Annotated in this window: 11 protein-coding genes, 1 tRNA gene and 1 pseudogene; 9 read left to right on the top strand and 4 right to left on the bottom strand. The window is 62.7% G+C overall.

The window, feature by feature from the left end; all coding sequences use genetic code 11:
- Positions 1 to 444: 444 nt before the first annotated feature.
- The 6 genes from CBB63_RS16090 (at position 445) to CBB63_RS16065 (ending at position 6,015) form a co-directional block, all read left to right on the top strand.
- On the top strand, positions 445 to 1,830 hold the full coding sequence (locus tag CBB63_RS16090) for a PepSY-associated TM helix domain-containing protein (protein WP_286699873.1): 1,386 nt from the start codon (positions 445 to 447) through the stop codon (positions 1,828 to 1,830).
- Positions 1,831 to 1,918: 88 nt separating this feature from the next.
- Positions 1,919 to 2,533: a glutathione S-transferase family protein gene (locus CBB63_RS16085; RefSeq protein WP_286699872.1), complete on the top strand. Its 615-nt coding sequence runs from the start codon at positions 1,919 to 1,921 to the stop codon at positions 2,531 to 2,533.
- A 104-nt stretch (positions 2,534 to 2,637) separates the two neighbouring features.
- On the top strand, positions 2,638 to 3,723 hold the full coding sequence (locus CBB63_RS16080; protein ID WP_286699871.1) for an NAD(P)/FAD-dependent oxidoreductase: 1,086 nt from the start codon (positions 2,638 to 2,640) through the stop codon (positions 3,721 to 3,723).
- Complete coding sequence (locus tag CBB63_RS16075; protein WP_286699870.1) at positions 3,720 to 4,370, top strand: DUF938 domain-containing protein; 651 nt, start codon at positions 3,720 to 3,722, stop codon at positions 4,368 to 4,370. The genes CBB63_RS16080 and CBB63_RS16075 overlap by 4 nt, the downstream gene beginning before the upstream one ends.
- 4 nt (positions 4,371 to 4,374) lie before the next feature.
- Entirely contained in the window at positions 4,375 to 5,157 is a 783-nt protein-coding gene (locus CBB63_RS16070; protein WP_286699869.1) for a glycoside hydrolase family 25 protein, read from the top strand.
- A gap of 90 nt (positions 5,158 to 5,247) precedes the next feature.
- The gene (locus tag CBB63_RS16065; RefSeq protein ID WP_286699868.1) at positions 5,248 to 6,015 is read left to right on the top strand and encodes an HNH endonuclease; all 768 of its coding nucleotides are present in this window, start codon (positions 5,248 to 5,250) and stop codon (positions 6,013 to 6,015) included.
- Positions 6,016 to 6,024: 9 nt separating this feature from the next.
- On the opposite strand, the pseudogene CBB63_RS16060 reads toward CBB63_RS16065, so the two are convergent.
- From CBB63_RS16060 to CBB63_RS16045, 4 genes and pseudogenes are all read right to left on the bottom strand, one after another.
- Positions 6,025 to 8,520 (bottom strand): annotated as a pseudogene (locus CBB63_RS16060) (GcvT family protein).
- Positions 8,521 to 8,726: 206 nt separating this feature from the next.
- Positions 8,727 to 10,139 carry an FAD-binding oxidoreductase gene (locus tag CBB63_RS16055; protein ID WP_286699867.1) on the bottom strand — a complete coding sequence of 471 codons (1,413 nt, stop codon included), beginning with the start codon at positions 10,137 to 10,139 and terminating at the stop codon, positions 8,727 to 8,729.
- 30 nt (positions 10,140 to 10,169) lie between these two features.
- A complete protein-coding gene (gene ggt / locus CBB63_RS16050; RefSeq protein WP_286699866.1) occupies positions 10,170 to 11,978 on the bottom strand; it encodes a gamma-glutamyltransferase in 1,809 nt (602 codons plus the stop codon).
- A gap of 81 nt (positions 11,979 to 12,059) precedes the next feature.
- A complete protein-coding gene (locus CBB63_RS16045; RefSeq protein ID WP_286699865.1) occupies positions 12,060 to 13,046 on the bottom strand; it encodes a 2-hydroxyacid dehydrogenase in 987 nt (328 codons plus the stop codon).
- Between the two features lie 126 nt (positions 13,047 to 13,172).
- On the opposite strand from CBB63_RS16045, the gene CBB63_RS16040 reads away from it, so the two are divergent.
- The 3 genes from CBB63_RS16040 to CBB63_RS16030 all read left to right on the top strand — a co-directional run bounded on the left by CBB63_RS16040 (position 13,173) and on the right by CBB63_RS16030 (position 15,108).
- The gene (locus tag CBB63_RS16040) at positions 13,173 to 13,679 is read left to right on the top strand and encodes an SH3 domain-containing protein (RefSeq protein ID WP_286699864.1); all 507 of its coding nucleotides are present in this window, start codon (positions 13,173 to 13,175) and stop codon (positions 13,677 to 13,679) included.
- A 70-nt stretch (positions 13,680 to 13,749) separates the two neighbouring features.
- Positions 13,750 to 14,739 (top strand): NADPH:quinone reductase, encoded by a 990-nt coding sequence (locus CBB63_RS16035; protein ID WP_286699863.1) that lies wholly within the window; start codon positions 13,750 to 13,752, stop codon positions 14,737 to 14,739.
- A 294-nt stretch (positions 14,740 to 15,033) separates the two neighbouring features.
- A tRNA-Gln gene (locus CBB63_RS16030) sits at positions 15,034 to 15,108 on the top strand.
- Positions 15,109 to 15,575: the final 467 nt, after the last annotated feature.

Raw genomic sequence — 15,575 nt, 5'->3', positions numbered from 1 at the left:
CAGAAGNCACATGCGCTTTNTGCCCGCCTTCCCCTGCCAGCTGCTTGCCACCGTTCTGGTGCTGCTGTCGCTTGCGACATCGGGGTTTGCGCATCGTTTCGCGCCCGTAGNCCTGTCGCCCGAGCTGCAAGCCTATGTTGCCAATGGCGGCGCGCTGGCGGACCTCTGCGGCACCGGTGATAGCCCGCACTCNGGCAATATGGCCGATTGNAAGACCTGCCGTCTGATCGGTGCCATGGNGCTNCCCGAAGCGGTCNCCGGCCTGCCCGTTCCCGTGCTTGAGAAAACGCANACCCTGCGCTTTGTNGCGAAACGGCTGCTGCACACACGCAAGCCTGACCCCAGCCGGCTGACCCGCGCCCCGCCCCAAGTCTGAACNNCNATCCCANNTGTTCATTCTTTCCGCCTGCCGATGATGCAGGCCCTTAGGCTTGGAGCCCTCATATGACGACCCCTACCCAAACCACGCAGCCCGACGGCGGCGTGAACAAACTCTANTTTGCTGCATGGCGNTGGCANTTCTATGCGGGGCTGTTCGTNCTGCCCTTTNTGTCGNTNCTCGCCATAACCGGCATGGCGATGCTGTGGATCGCCTGGATCGACGGGCGCGACGGTGAATTTACCCCGGTGACCGTGCAGGAAACCGCCCTGTCAGTCTCGGCACAGTCGCAAGCCGCGGTCGAGGCCGTGCCCGGCGGCACGCTGGTGCAATATGTGGCCCCACGCGCGCCTGATCTGGCGGCCCTGTTCCGCGTGGACCACGATGGNGATGCGGTGATGGTTGCGGTTGATCCCTATACGGCCAAGGTGATCGAGAGCTTTCCGCGNCGGTCCGGCTGGTANGATTTCGCGGATNGCATCCACAGTGATCTGATGCTGGGGGTGACCGGTGANCGCATGATAGAAGCCGCGGCCTCGATCGCCTTGGTGCTGATNGCCACGGGGCTTTATATGTGGTGGCCGCGTGGTGCAGGCTGGCGCGGGACGCTGGTGCCGCGTTTCAGCCAGGGCCGTGCGATGTGGAAATCGCTGCATGGTGTTGTGGGCATCTGGGTATCGGCATTTCTGGTGCTGTTCCTGATCTCGGGCCTGTCCTGGGCGAGCATCTGGGGCGGCAAGATGGTGCAAGCCTGGAGCCAGTTCCCCGCCGAGAAATGGGATGCCGTGCCCCTATCGGACGACATCCACGCCAGCATGAACCACCACCGCCGCGAGGTGCCTTGGGCGCTGGAACAAACGCAGATGCCTGCCTCTGGCAGCGCGGCTGGGGAGGCGGGCATTGCAGGGGCCGTCACGATTGACAGAATCGATGCATTGGCGCGCGAGATCGGCTTTGACGCGCGCTATCAGATGAACCTGCCGCAGGACGATACCGGCGTCTGGACGCTGAGCCGCGATTCCATGAACACCGACAGCACCGACCCGATGTCGGACCGCACCGTGCATGTCGACCAGCACAGCGGCAATATCCTCGCCGATGTGCGCTATGCCGACTATTCGCTTGCGGGCAAAGCCATGGCAGTGGGGATTGCGCTGCACATGGGCACCTTGGGGCTGCTGAGCGTGCTGGCCAATACACTGGTCTGCCTGTCGGTCCTGTTCCTCTGCGTCAGTGCGCTGGTGCTTTGGTGGAAGCGTCGCCCTACCGCCGCTGGCCGCCTGTCCGCCCCGCCCATGCCGTCAGAGCTGCCGTTGTGGCANGGTGCCGTGCTGGTCGGGCTGTTCGTGTCGATGGCCTTCCCCNTGGCAGGGGCCGTGCTGCTGAGCGTGCTGGCGGTCGATGTGTTGATCCTGTCGCGCCTGCCCGCGCTGCGCCACCGTCTGACCTGACCTGAAGCCCCCCGCGCCGCTNGTCAAATACGGCGCGGGGNATGCATGCCCACTACCCATCCGCCTGNAACACGCTATCATCAGCGTCATGATCAAAATCCACCACCTGAACCGGTCCCGCTCTCATCGCATTTTGTGGCTGCTCGAAGAAATCGGCGCGCCTTATGATGTCATNNCCTATACCCGCGATGCCAAGACCAACCTCGCCCCGCCCGAGCTAAAGCTCGTGCACCCCTTGGGCAAATCCCCCATGGTCGAGATCGACGGCACGCTGATCGCCGAGAGCGCGGCCATCACCGAGNTGCTTTGCACCCGTTTCGCGCCGCAGATGATCCCCGATCGTGACAGCGCCGCCTATNTGCAGCACCTTGAACTGATGCATTTCGCCGAAGGGTCCGCGATGACGCCGATCCTGCTGAACCTCTATNTCAGCCGTTTGGGCGACGCCGGTGCGCCGCTGCATCCGCGCATCTCGTCTGAACTGGACAACCACTATAGCTACATGAACAGCCGTGTGCGGGCCTCGGGGCATTTTGTGCAAGATACGCTGTCGGCGGCGGATATCATGCTCAGCTTTCCGGCAGAGATCGCGATGCAGCAGGGCCGCGCCAAGGATTATCCCGCACTCGCTGGCTTTGTCGAGATGATCCACGCGCGCCCCGCCTATGGTCGCGCCACCGCGCGCGGCAAGACCGATGCCTAACCGCGCGGTTGCACGTCCCACCGGCCCATGTCACCCATAAGCAAAGAGCTTGGGGTCGGCGGGACAGACCTGCGTGAAACCAGTGCAAGGGACAGGGGGCAGCTATGACAGAAAACACATCCGATATCCTTGTGATCGGCGGCGGCATCGCGGGCATCTCTGCCGCGGCGCGCCTGTCCGGTGATGCAAAAGTCACGGTGATCGAAGGGGAAAAAGCGCTTGGCTATCACGCCTCTGGCCGGTCGGCCGCGCTGATCGAAGAAAATTACGGCGCCCCCTCTGTGCAGGCGCTGAACAAGGCCACCGTCGGCTATCTGCGCGACGGCGGCTACCTGTCCCCGCGCGGCCTGATGATCATCGCCGACCGCCACGAGGAAGAGGCGTTTCACAGCGATCTCGCCCATATGGGGGTCGAACAGATCACCCCCGATGATGCCCTGCGCCTTGTGCCGATCCTGGCCGCCGAGCGCATCGCCTTTGCTGGCTACCACGCTGACGCCCATGATATTGATACCGACCGTCTGCTGCAGGATTTCGCCAAAGAACTGCGCGGCAATGGCGGACGGATCGAAACCGGGCATCCCGTCACATCCATCACCCGCACGGGCAATACGTGGAAGGTCACCGCAGGCCCGCACATCTATCACGCCGCAAAACTGGTCAACGCCGCCGGAGCCTGGGCCGACCAGATCGCCATTCTGGCCGGTGTGCCCCCCATCGGCATCACCCCCTACCGCCGGTCCATGGCCCGCATTGCGGCACCGGACGGGCATGACCTGTCGCACTGGCCGATGTTTTTTGGCGTGGGCGAAACATGGTACGCCAAGCCCGACGCGGGCGCGCTGCTGATCTCGCCCGCCGATGAGGACGCGACCGAACCGCAGGACGCATGGGCCGACGACATGGTGCTGGCCGAGGGATTGGAGCGGTATCAGAACATGGTCGCCGTGCCGCTGACGAAACCCATCGCAACGTGGGCGGGGCTGCGCAGCTTTGCCGTGGACCGCACGTTGGTGCTGGGCCCCGATCCCGCCCAGACCAACTTTATCTGGAGCGCGGGACAAGGCGGCTACGGTTTCCAGACCAGCGCCGCCGCCTCGCAACTGGTGGCCGATCTGACCCTCGGAAACGCCCCCTCGCTGCCCGATCCGGTGGTCGAGGCACTGCGCCCCGATAGGCTGCGCGCATGACAGCCAAGCTTCCCCCAAGCGCCAGCGTCGCTCTGCCCACCCGCGGTGCCATGCTGCACGCCCCCGCCGCCGACCGGAACAAAGACGCCCTGTGTGACCTGCTGCGTGACCACGCACCTCAGACAGGGCGCGCGCTCGAGATTGCCAGCGGGACGGGGCAGCATATCGCCGCCTTCGCCCGCGCCCTGCCCGATCTGCACTGGCAGCCGACCGAGCCCGCCCCCGACCGCCGCGCCAGCATCGACGCCTATATCGCCGAGGCCGGGCTGACCAACGTCGCCCCCGCCGCCCCGCTGGATGCCACGGCGACGGGCTGGCACAAGCCATTGCCACCGCAAGACCTGATCTTCCTCGCCAACCTGCTGCATCTGATCCCGACAGAGGCCGCACAGATGCTCATCACCGAAGCCGCGCTTGCGCTCGCCGCCGGTGGCACGTTGATCCTCTATGGTCCGTTCCGCCGCGAGGGTGTGCTCACCTCCGACGGAGATGCGAAATTCGACGCCGAGCTGCGCACCGCCGATCCTGCGATCGGGTACAAGGATACGGTCGACATCACACGTTGGCTCAGCGATGCTGCACTAAGCCCGATCGACAGGATCGACATGCCCGCCAATAATCTGGCCTTTATCGCACGAAAGCCGTGACCCTATGCCCCGACTTCGCGTTCTTGCCCTCCTTTCTGCCCTTGCCCTTTCGGCCTGTGGTGCGCCGCAACTCTCTGTCCCTGTGGGGGATGTGACGGCGGCCAATTTCGGCGACCGCAAGCCGTTCGACTGGCCCGGCCAAAGCCCCGACCGCTATGCGGTGCACGGCATCGATGTGGCGCGCTTCCAGCAACCGCTGAACTGGGGCGAGGCCCGCGTCTCCGGCGTGAACTTCGCCTTCATCAAAGCCACCGAAGGCGGCGATCTGCTGGACCCGATGTTCCAGAACCACTGGGAGGGTGCCGGCCGCGCCGGTGTCGCCCGCGGGGCCTATCACTTCTATTATTTCTGCACGACGCCCGAGAAGCAGGCCCGCTGGTTCATCGAAAACGTGCCCAAGACCGCAGGTATGCTGCCCCCCGTGCTGGATCTGGAGTGGAACCCCTTTTCCCCCACCTGCACCCTGCGCCCGCCCGCCGATACCGTCCGCCGCAACGCGCAGACCTTTCTAAGCATCCTGCGCGCGCATTACGGGCAGCAGCCCGTCGTCTACACCACGCCGGAGTTCTATGCCCAGAATGACATGGGGCGTCTGCGCGGTGTTGAATTCTGGCTCCGCTCCACCGCCGCCCACCCGTCCGAGAAATACCCCAATGAGCGCTGGACCTTCTGGCAATACACCAGCACCGGCCGCATCCCCGGAGCCGCCGGCGACATCGACATCAACGTCTATGCCGGTAGCCCCAGCAGCTGGGACAACTGGCTCGCGCGGCGTCAGGTGCGGTAGATCGCCGCCACAATCTAGCAGAGCAAGACATTTGGCATTGCAATTATAAATTGAGCCTGGCAGGATTTTCCGAGCGAAAACGGCAGGTATATGACGACACGTCGAAATTGGACCGAAGACGAGGTCACTGAGGCTTTGTCACTGTATNTGCGGCTTCCTTTTGGCAAGTTCCATTCCGGCACACCGCAGATCATCCGNATGGCAGAACGGATCGGACGCACGCCATCGGCCGTGGCAATGAAACTGTCCAATCTTGCCGCGCTGGATGACACACTGCCGCAAAGGGGGCTTGGCAACCTTTCTGCGATGGACCGGCAAGTCTGGGCGCGGTTCCGGCAAGACCCCTCTATCGTATTTAATGCCTATGAAGCGCAGATCTTGCCGTCACCCCAGCAGACACCCGGTTTTTCCGAGCAGCGGCAGGCAAACTGGATCGCTAAGCAAGCCGAAGTCACCGAACGTACTGTTGTGCAGCGACGCGGACAAAGCTTCTTCCGCGAGATGATCCTGAACAACTATCGCTCTCGCTGTGCACTAANGGGTATCGACGATNCNCGCCTGCTGACCGCAAGCCATATCGTCGGGTGGCAAGAGGACGATGCTCAACGGTTCTACCCCGAAAATGGCATTTGCCTGAACGCCCTTCATGATCGCGCCTTTGACCGACATCTGATCAGTTTTGACGATGATTACCGCATGATCATGGCCGATGATTTGCCCGCTGACTCTAAACGCAAACTAGCTGTCGGGGCCTCCAAAAGGTTGCAATTACCAGAACGGTTCCTGCCCGACCCTGCGTATCTGGAGCATCACCGGCAGCGCATGGCCGAGCGGCAGAGCATGCCGCCGCTCGACTAGGTTCAAGCGTCACCCATCCACNCGGATCGTTGCGTTTTTCGGGTCGTAGGGGCTGTCCTCCACCACTTCGGCGTCCCATAGCTGGTCGAACATCTTGACCTTCAGCTTCGTGCCGACCTCCGCGATGTCGGGTTTGACGTAGCCCATGCCGATGGATTTCCCGAAGGCCACCGAATACCCGCCCGAGGTCAGACGACCAACGCGGGTGTCGCCGTGATACAGCACTTCGCGGCCCCAAGGGTCGGCGTCGTCGGGCCCGTCGATCANCAAGGTNACACATTTGCTGCGNATNCCNTGGGCNTGCATTGCGTCCTTGCCGTGGAAGTCCTTGGACAGGTCGACAAAGCGCGGCAGNTCGGCCTCNAGCGGGGTGGCATCGCGGCCCAGTTCATTGCCGAAAGCGCGGTAGGATTTCTCTTGCCGCAGCCAGTTCTGTGCNCGCGCGCCNACCAGTTTCATCCCGTGTTTCTCNCCCGCCTTCTCCAGCAGATCGAACAGGTGGTTCTGCATCTCGATCGGGTGGTGCAGCTCCCAGCCGAGCTCTCCGGTATAGGCGACGNGGATGGCNCGGACNGGGACCATCCCCAGCTCGATATTGCGCATGGTCAGCCAGGGGAACCGCTTGTTGCTCAGCACCGTCTCGGGGTCCGCGTCCTTGATGACNTCTTTNANNACNTCGCGCGATTTNGGNCCNGCNATGGCAAAGACACCCCATTGNGTGGTCACGTCATGACATTCGATATANCCGAATTCNGGCGCTTTATCGGCGATGGCCTTGCGCAGGAAATCACTGTCATAGGCCGTCCAGGCCCCGGCGGACACAAGNTANTATTCATCCTGAGCNAGNCGCACGATGGTNTATTCGGTGCGCGTGGTGCCGTTGATCGTCAGCGCATAGGTCAGGTTGATNCGCCCGACNGAGGGCAGCTTGTTGCAGGTGAACCAATCCAGAAAGGCAGTGGCCCCCGGCCCCTTGACCAGATGTTTGGTAAAGGCGGTCGCATCGATCAGGCCCACGCCCTCGCGGATCGCCTTGGCCTCATCGACCGCATGCTGCCACCAGCCGCCGCGCCGGAAGGACCGGCTGNCGTGNTCNTNNAANCNCANNGGCGCAAAGTAGTTNGGGCGTTCCCANCCGTTCACATGGCCGAACTGTGCGCCACGNGCNGCNTGNCGGTCATAGGCNGGCGAGGTNCGCAANGGNCGNCACGCNGGGCGCTCCTCATCCGGGTGGTGCAGGATATAGACGTGCTCNTANNNTTCTTCGTTCTTGCGCGCNNCATATTCNGTGGTCATCCAGTTCTGGCCATANCGNTTGGGNTCNAGCGANGCCATGTCGATCTCGGCCTCNCCCTCNACCATCATCTGCGCAAGGTANTATCCCGTGCCACCTGCCGCTGTGATCCCAAAGGAAAACCCTTCAGCCAGCCACATGTTGCGCAGGCCGGGTGCCGGACCAACCAGCGGGTTGCCGTCGGGCGTATAGCAGATTGGCCCGTTGAAATCGTCCTTGAGCCCGGAGTCCGCACAAGACGGCACACGCTCGGCCATCGCCATGTACTGATCCGCAATCCGGTCCAGATCCAGCGGAAAAAGATCGGCCCGGAAGCTGTCCGGTACGCCGTACTCAAAACGAGCTGGCGCGCCGTGCTCGTAAATGCCCAAAATCCAGCCGCCGCGTTCCTCGCGCGCGTAGGATTCATTGTCGGCGTCCCGCACAACCGGGTGCTCCGGATTGCCGTCGGCGCGCCATTTGACCAGCTCGGGGTCCTGATCCATCACGATAAACGTATGTTCGACCGGAATAGCAGGCATCTTGATGCCCAGCATCTTGGCGGTGCGCTGCGCGTGGTTGCCGCTGGCGGTAACGACATGCTCCGCGGTGATCACGACCTGCTCGTCCGAGGGGACAAGGTTCCCGCCCTTCTCGACCATCTTGGTGACGGTAACCTCCCACGCCGCGCCATTCCAGTGAAAGGCATCCGCCTGCCACCTGCGTTCAATCATCACGCCGCGCTGTCGCGCACCCTTAGCCATCGCCATGGTGACATCGGCAGGGTTAATGTAGCCGTCGGTATCGTGATACAGCGCGCCTTTCAGATCGTCGGTCTTGATCAGCGGCCATTTTGCCTTGATCTCATCAGGCGTCATGAAGGTGTAGGGCACGCCACAGGTCTCTGCCGTGGAGGCATAGAGCATGTATTCGTCCATGCGTTCGTCCGTCTGCGCCATGCGCAGGTTCCCGACCACGGCAAAGCCCGCGTTCAGGCCGGTCTCTTCCTCAAGCGTCTTGTAGAACTTGATTGAATAGTCGTGGATGTGGGTCGTCGCATAGGACATGTTGAAATAGGGCAGCAACCCCGCCGCGTGCCATGTAGACCCCGAGGTCAGCTCGTCCCGCTCAAGCAACATCACATCGTCCCATCCGGCGCGGGCCAGATGATAGGCAATCGACGTGCCAACGGCGCCGCCGCCCACAACCAGTGCTTTGACTTGAGTTTTCATGAATCCAATGCTCCGCCAGAATAGGTCTTAGCGACATTTAGCAGTCCCCGCGCAAAACGCAGAACCCAGCCGACCAAAGACAGCACAAATGCGACCAACGTCGAAAAACTCGCGCGTAGGCCGCTTCCAAATGGTTAAAAATCCCCGCCGGAGGCATCGCATCCCTGCCTGTGGCAGGGATCGATATACCGCCCGCGCCGCCCCGACTACGCCAGGAATTCGGGAAGAATCTTGCCCGGGTTCATAATGTTATCGGGGTCGAGCGCCTGTTTGATCGCGCCCATGACGCCCACGGCCGCTCCTAGTTCCTTGACCAGATAGGGGCGTTTGCCCTGTCCGATGCCATGCTCCCCCGTGCATGTCCCCTCCATCGAGATCGCGAGCTCGTTGAGCCAGCTAATGAAGCCTTCGGCGCGGGCGACTTCATCCGCGTCGTCCATATCCAGCAGCAGCGAGGCGTGGAAATTGCCATCGCCTGCGTGGCCGACGATGGGCGCAATCAGACCCAGCTCCGCCGCTTTGGCGTTCGCGCGCCCGACCGCTTCGGCCAGCCTTGAGATCGGCACACAAACGTCGGTCGCAACCGCTTTGCAGCCGGGTCGCAGGGCTAGGATTGCCCAATAGGCATCGTGCCGCGCTTGCCACAGCTTGTTACGTTCCTCCATCGTGGTGGTCGCCTGATAGTCGGTGCCACCGTTTTCATCGGCGAGTGCGGCGAATGTCTCGGTCTGTTCGACCACACCGGCGTCAGAGCCGTGGAACTCCAGCAGCAACATCGGCGTTTCGGGCAGCGACAGTTTGGCATAGCCATTCACCGCGCGCACGACCATCGCGTCCAGCAGCTCTATCCGTGCGACGGGCAGCCCGTATTGGATCACGCTTTGCACGGTTTCACAGGCCGCCTCGACCGAGGGGAAGGAACAGCGGGCAGAGCTGATCGCCTCGGGGATGCCTTGCAGCTTCAACGTGATTTCGGTGATCACGCCCAATGTCCCCTCAGAGCCCACCATCAGACGCGTCAGATCATATCCGGCGGATGATTTGCGCGCCCGTGCGCCGGTGCGGATCACCGTGCCATCGGCCATCACCGCCTCGACCGCCAGAACGTTGTCCTTCATCGTGCCATAGCGCACCGCATTGGTGCCCGAGGCCCGCGTCGCCGTCATCCCGCCAAGCGAGGCATTGGCCCCGGGATCAATGGGAAAGAACAGGCCCTGATCGCGCAAATGGGTGTTCAGCGCCTCGCGGGTGACGCCGGGTTGCACACGGCAATCCAGATCGCCGGCGTTGACCTCGACCACCGCGTCCATCTGCGTGACGTCAATCGACACGCCCCCCGCCGGCGCATTCACATGCCCTTCAAGCGAAGTGCCGGTGCCGAAGGCGATGACCGGCACCTTATGCGCGGCGCAGACCTTGACCACAGCCGCGACATCGTCGGTCGAGCGGGCAAAGACCACGGCATCGGGGGCCTGATTTCTGATCCAGGTCGTCGTATGCCCGTGCTGTTCGCGGATCGCGTCCCCCGTCTGAAAGCGTTCGCCGAATTGCTGCTTGAGGATACCCAAAGCGGTGTCGATCCCGGTCTCGTTGCGGGGCATGTCGGTGGCCTGTGCCATATGGTCTTTCCTTTGGTTCAGAATGGGCGATCACTCGCCAAGGGCGATGCCTTCGCGGCGCGGGTCAGCCCCGCCGCGCAGATCATCGCCAATCGAAATCATATGCAACCCCGAGGTCAGCGCGCGGGTGTTCACCTCGTAGCCAAGGCCGGTCAGCGCATCGGCCATCNCGGCGGCGTCNGTGCCTTCCTCAAGGTCGTAGGGGCCGAACCGGTTGATCGCATGGGGCAGCGCTGCGGCCTGTTGCACATCCATCCCCCAATCCAGATGCGCGATGATCGCGCCCGCGACATAGCCGATGATGCGGCTGCCACCGGGGCTGCCCACGGCCAGAACCGGCGCGCCATCTTTCATCACAATCGTCGGTGCCATCGACGAGCGCGGGCGTTTTCCCGGCTCGACCCGATTGGCAATCGGCACGCCATCGGTATGCGACCGGAAAGAGAAATCCGTCAGCTCGTTGTTCAACAAAAACCCGCGCACCATCAGGCGGCTCCCAAAGCCGTTTTCGATGGTGGTGGTCATNCTTGCGACATTGCCCATGCTGTCCACGATCGACACATGCGAGGTCGACGGCAGCTCGATAGAGATATCATCGGCAAAGTTNAGGGCATGGNCNAAAGCGGGCGCGCCCGCGGTGACTTCNGGCAGCGCATCGTCGCCCTGCAACAGCTTGGCGCGCTCCGCCAGATAGGATGGATCGAGCATACCGGTCACCGGCACCGGCACATAATCGGTATCGGCCACATAGCGCCCCCGANCCGCAAAGGCGAGCCGCGAGGCATCGCCGATCAGCCGCAGCACATCTGCGTCCGCCGGTCCGGCGCTCAGGTCCGCGTTTTCCANCAGCCCCAGTATTTGCCCAACGGCCAACGCACCAGAGGACGGCGGCCCCATGCCGCAGACCTCATGCCCGTGATAGGGCGCGCAAAGGGCGTCGCGTTCCTTGACCCGATAGATCGACAGATCGACCTCTGACAGCACACCGGGGTTGGTGGCCCCTTGNACNGNCNCCACGATGTCGCGNGCNATGTCNCCGGTATAGAAAGCNTNNGCCCCGCGTTCCGCCAGCGCTGCAACCGTGCGGGCATAATCGGGATTCTTGAGCGTATCGCCTGCCTGAACCGGCGTGCCGTTCGGCATGAAATAGGATGCTGTCGTTTCCGACGTTGCCAGCCGTTCGGCGTCATCAGCCACCAGCCCCGCAAGACGTGGGGACACGGCAAAGCCCTTCTCGGCCAATGCGACAGAGGGGGCCAGCAGCTCGGCCCAGGGCTGGTTGCCCCATTTCTCATGCGCTGCGGCCATCAACGCAGGGGTGCCCGGCGTACCGACCGACCGCCCGCCAACGACGGCGTCAAAGAACCCCAGCGGGACACCTNGGTCGTCCTGAAACANTTGCGGCGTCACTGCCAGCGGCGCGGTTTCGCGCCCGTCCAGCGTGGTCAGCNTGCCCGATGCGGCGTCATACCAGACCAGAAACGCCCCGCCGCCCAGGCCAGAGCTTTGCGGCTCCACCAGCCCCAGCATCGCTTGGACGGCGACCAGCGCATCGGCNGCGGTGCCNCCCCGTGCCAGCACATCCGCCCCCGCCTGAACCGCATNAGGGTTGGCGGCGGCGACCATCCAGTTCNGGGCGATGACGGGTTTGCCCGCATCCTTAGCCTCGAAGGCGGCGGTGATCCGCGNCGACATGCCGGTAAAGCTGCCTTGGCTNGCACCTTCGGGCGCGACACTATCGGCGGCCTGTTGCGCGAAAGCGGCCCCGCTTACAAAACCACCTANGGCGATGGCTGTGCAGGTCCGCCCGATGTACTTTACGATGTGATGTGCAAGCATGGTCCCCTCCCCGTTCCGGTGCTCGGGGTCAACCTACTTGTTTTTAGCGCCAGCGCAAATTGAACCGCACCGGCGCTGCNCCTAAAGCATCGAGGGNACGACCTGATCCGGCGGACGGTGCCCGTCTTCNAAGGTCTTGATGTTGATGATGACCTTCTCGCCCATCTCTACCCGCCCTTCGAGCGTCGCAGACCCCATATGCGGCAAGAGCACGACATTGGTCAGCTCGCGCAAGCGCGGGTTGATGTCGGTGCCGTGTTCATACACGTCCAGCCCTGCGCCTTGCAGCTCGCCCGCGCGCAGCATCCGCGTCAGCGCGTTTTCGTCGATCACNTCCCCCCGGGAGGTGTTTACGATCACCGCGTCGGGCTTCATCAGCTTCAGNCGGCGGGCGTTCATCAGATGGAAGGTGCTGGGGGTGTGCGGGCAGTTGATGCTCATCACGTCCATGCGGGCCACCATCTGGTCAAGGCTTTCCCAATAGGTCGCGCCAAGGCTCTCTTCGATCTCGGGGCGCAGACGGCGGCGGTTGTGGTAGTGGACCTGCATGCCAAAGGCAGCCGCGCGCCGNGCGACGGCCTGACCAATGCGGCCCATCCCCAGAATACCCAAACGGCGNCCGCTGACGCGCCCGCCAAGCAGCGCAGTCGGGGCCCAGCCCTGCCAATCGCCTTTTTGCATCTGNGCCATGCCTTCGGACATGCGCCGTGTGACCGCGAGAATCAGCGCCATGGTCATATCGGCGGTGTCTTCCGTCAGCACGCCGGGGGTATTGGACACCAGAATCCCGCGNTGCCGCGCTGTCATCACGTCAATATGATCGACCCCCGCCCCGTAGTTCGCGATCAGTTTCAGCCGGTCCCCCGCCTGCCCGATCAGTGCCGCGTCGATTTCATCGGTCACGGTGGGCACCAGAATATCCGCAGTTTTCATCGCCTCGCCCAGTTCAGAGCGGGTCATCGGCGTGTCATCCGCGCGCAACGTCACATGAAACAGTTCCGTCAATCGCTTTTCGACGACTTCCGGCAACCGTCGCGTGACTACAACACTTAGCGGTTGCTTTGACATTGTGGGCCTCCCAAATATGGCTTTGCACTGTGCTTGGTGGCATGGTGTCCCAAGCAGAGACGAGGCACAAGAACCTCGCAGGGCAAAACTGCATTAAATCAACGGCAACAGACCAGACAGGCAGTCATGAAACCGATGTTACGTTCCGTCCTTTTGGGCGCCCTTGCAGCCGTTCACCTGTGCACCACCCCGGTTTTCGCGCAAGAGGTCGGCCAGGTGACCAACCTGCCGGTGCCCCGTTTCGTGTCCATGAAAGCGAGCGAGGGGAACGTGCGGCGCGGGCCGTCGCTGACGCACCGGATCGATTGGGTGTTCAAACATCGCGACCTCCCCCTNCGCATCACGGCAGAGCATGGCCATTGGCGCCGCGTCGAAGACCGCGACGGTATGGGCGGCTGGGTGCATTATTCGCTTTTGTCGGGCACGCGCACCGTTCTGGTGGAACANGACCGTNTGCAGCTGCTTGTCCGCCCCGACCCCAAAGCCCCCGTCGAGGCAGAGCTTGAACTGGGCGTGATCGCGCGGCTCGGNGCCTGCGACCTTGAATGGTGTTTCCTGNGGGTCGGCGGCTATAAAGGCTGGGCCCCCAAAGCGCGGCTCTGGGGCGTGGGCCCGAAAGAGCTACGCGACTGACCGCGCAATTGCACATGCCGCGGTCTTGCGCTTAGGTGACACAACACCGTCCCCATGATCAGGAGCTCTCATGCGCGCAGTCACCTATTCCACCCTTGGCGAAGCACGCGACGTGCTGACCCTGACCGAGATGCCAACCCCTNCCCCCGCTGCGGGCGAGGTGCTGGTGCGGCTGGCCGTGTCGGGCGTCAACCCGTCCGATGTGAAATCCCGCCGCGGGCGCCCCGGCATGACCCATCCCCCCTTCGAGACAGTGATCCCGCATAGCGATGGTGCCGGCGTGATCGAGGCCGTGGGCGACGGTGTGGACCAAGCCCGCGTGGGACAGCGCGTCTGGATCTGGAACGGTCAATGGCAGCGCCCCTTCGGCACTGCCGCGACCCATATCGCCCTGCCGCAAGCGCAGGCCGTCCCGCTGCCCGATGACGTGAGCTTTGACACTGCCGCCAGCCTTGGCATCCCCGGGCTGACCGCGGCCCACGCCGTGTTCAACGGCGGTGATGTCGCGGGGCAAACGCTGCTTATCCAGGGGGGCGCNGGCACCGTCGGCTATCTNGCNGTGCAATTCGCCGCCTGGGCAGGGGCGCGCGTTATCGCCACCACCGGAGCCAACGGGGNCGAGCGCGCAAAATCCGCAGGCGCNCAGGTCGTGCTGGACTATAGCNCCCCCGATCTGGCGCANCAGGTGCTTGATGCCAACGGTGGTGCCCCCGTCGACCAGATCATCGAGGTCGAATTCGGGGCCAATATCGCGCTGGATGCAGAGGTGATCAAACCCAACGGGCGCATCGCGGCCTATGGCTCTGCCAAGGTGATGGAGCCGACGCTCCCCTTCCTGCCCCTGCTCTTTAANGCNGTNACCATCGACATCATCCTCGTCTACCTGCTGACCGAGGCCGAACGTACCCTCGCGATCAAGAAAACCCATCAAGCCTTGGCCGAAGGGGCGCTGCACTGCCCGGTCGAGCAGACATTCGCGCTGTCAGACACGGTCAANGCCCATGAAGCCGTCGAAGCCGGTGCCCGCGCCGGTGCGATCTTGATCAACTGCGAAGGCTGACAGNCCTCGCACGCGACNCATACTGCACCCTTGAAGCGAGGGGGACGGCGGCGGTGCGCCCCCACGTCCCCCCTGTCGCGCGATCACGTGTTCGCCCGGATGCAGGATATCAGCAGCGAGACATACAGCGGCAATAGGCCCCCTGCGGCCGAGCGACCCCGCTGATCCTCCCCAATAGAACACAGCCTGCTCTGCCCCAAACACGGCTCAAGAATAAATTCCGAGATTCTCCCCACTTTTTCTCCAGAAAGGTATTGCACCCCCCCGCACTCCGGACTAATTACGCCCACACGTTGGGATGTAGCCAAGTGGTAAGGCAACTGTTTTTGGTACAGTGTACCGTAGGTTCGAATCCTACCATCCCAGCCAACTTTCTTTCTCACACTCGAAATAACAAAGACTTAACCAAGTCTGGCACGCCATGTGTGTCACAGCATTCTGAGACTGTGACACAGGGTGTGACACATGGCCTTGCGCGCTATGCCCAGCAGCGTCGCGTTTCAGCCCGCGGAAACCACCGTCGAAAACCCAAATATCGAGCCGGCCCCTACCTGATGCGTAGAGGCCGGATGTTCTATTTCCGTAAACGTTTGCCAGCAGGCATATCAAAATTCGGTTCAAACTGTAGCGCGAAAAAAATGTTGGCAGAAAAACGAAGCTTATTTGTCAGCACTTACGTTTATTCAAACGGCAAAGATACTTTGTCTCCAAGTCAACGCTAAGGCAGCTTTACACTTCCTTTTGACCTGCCCCCCGCGAAATTTCTCACCATGATGTAGAGTCTGCCCAACCCTGAAGGAGTAGACGAATGCGGAAGAGCCGTTTTACCGAGGCGC

Source organism: Sulfitobacter sp. TMED3 (assembly GCF_002167505.1).
Lineage (GTDB): Bacteria > Pseudomonadota > Alphaproteobacteria > Rhodobacterales > Rhodobacteraceae > Sulfitobacter > Sulfitobacter pontiacus.
Note: the sequence above shows the minus strand (reverse complement) of the source record. Positions and strands in the feature narration are given on the sequence as shown.

Bases quoted from the DNA above. Each gene is read 5' to 3' on its own strand.
- CBB63_RS16055 (WP_286699867.1), bottom strand. From the start codon at position 10,139: ATGGCACAGGCCACCGACATGCCCCGCAACGAGACCGGGATCGACACC.
- CBB63_RS16075 (WP_286699870.1), top strand. From the start codon at position 3,720: ATGACAGCCAAGCTTCCCCCAAGCGCCAGCGTCGCTCTGCCCACCCGC.
- CBB63_RS16080 (WP_286699871.1), top strand. From the start codon at position 2,638: ATGACAGAAAACACATCCGATATCCTTGTGATCGGCGGCGGCATCGCG.
- CBB63_RS16070 (WP_286699869.1), top strand. From the start codon at position 4,375: ATGCCCCGACTTCGCGTTCTTGCCCTCCTTTCTGCCCTTGCCCTTTCG.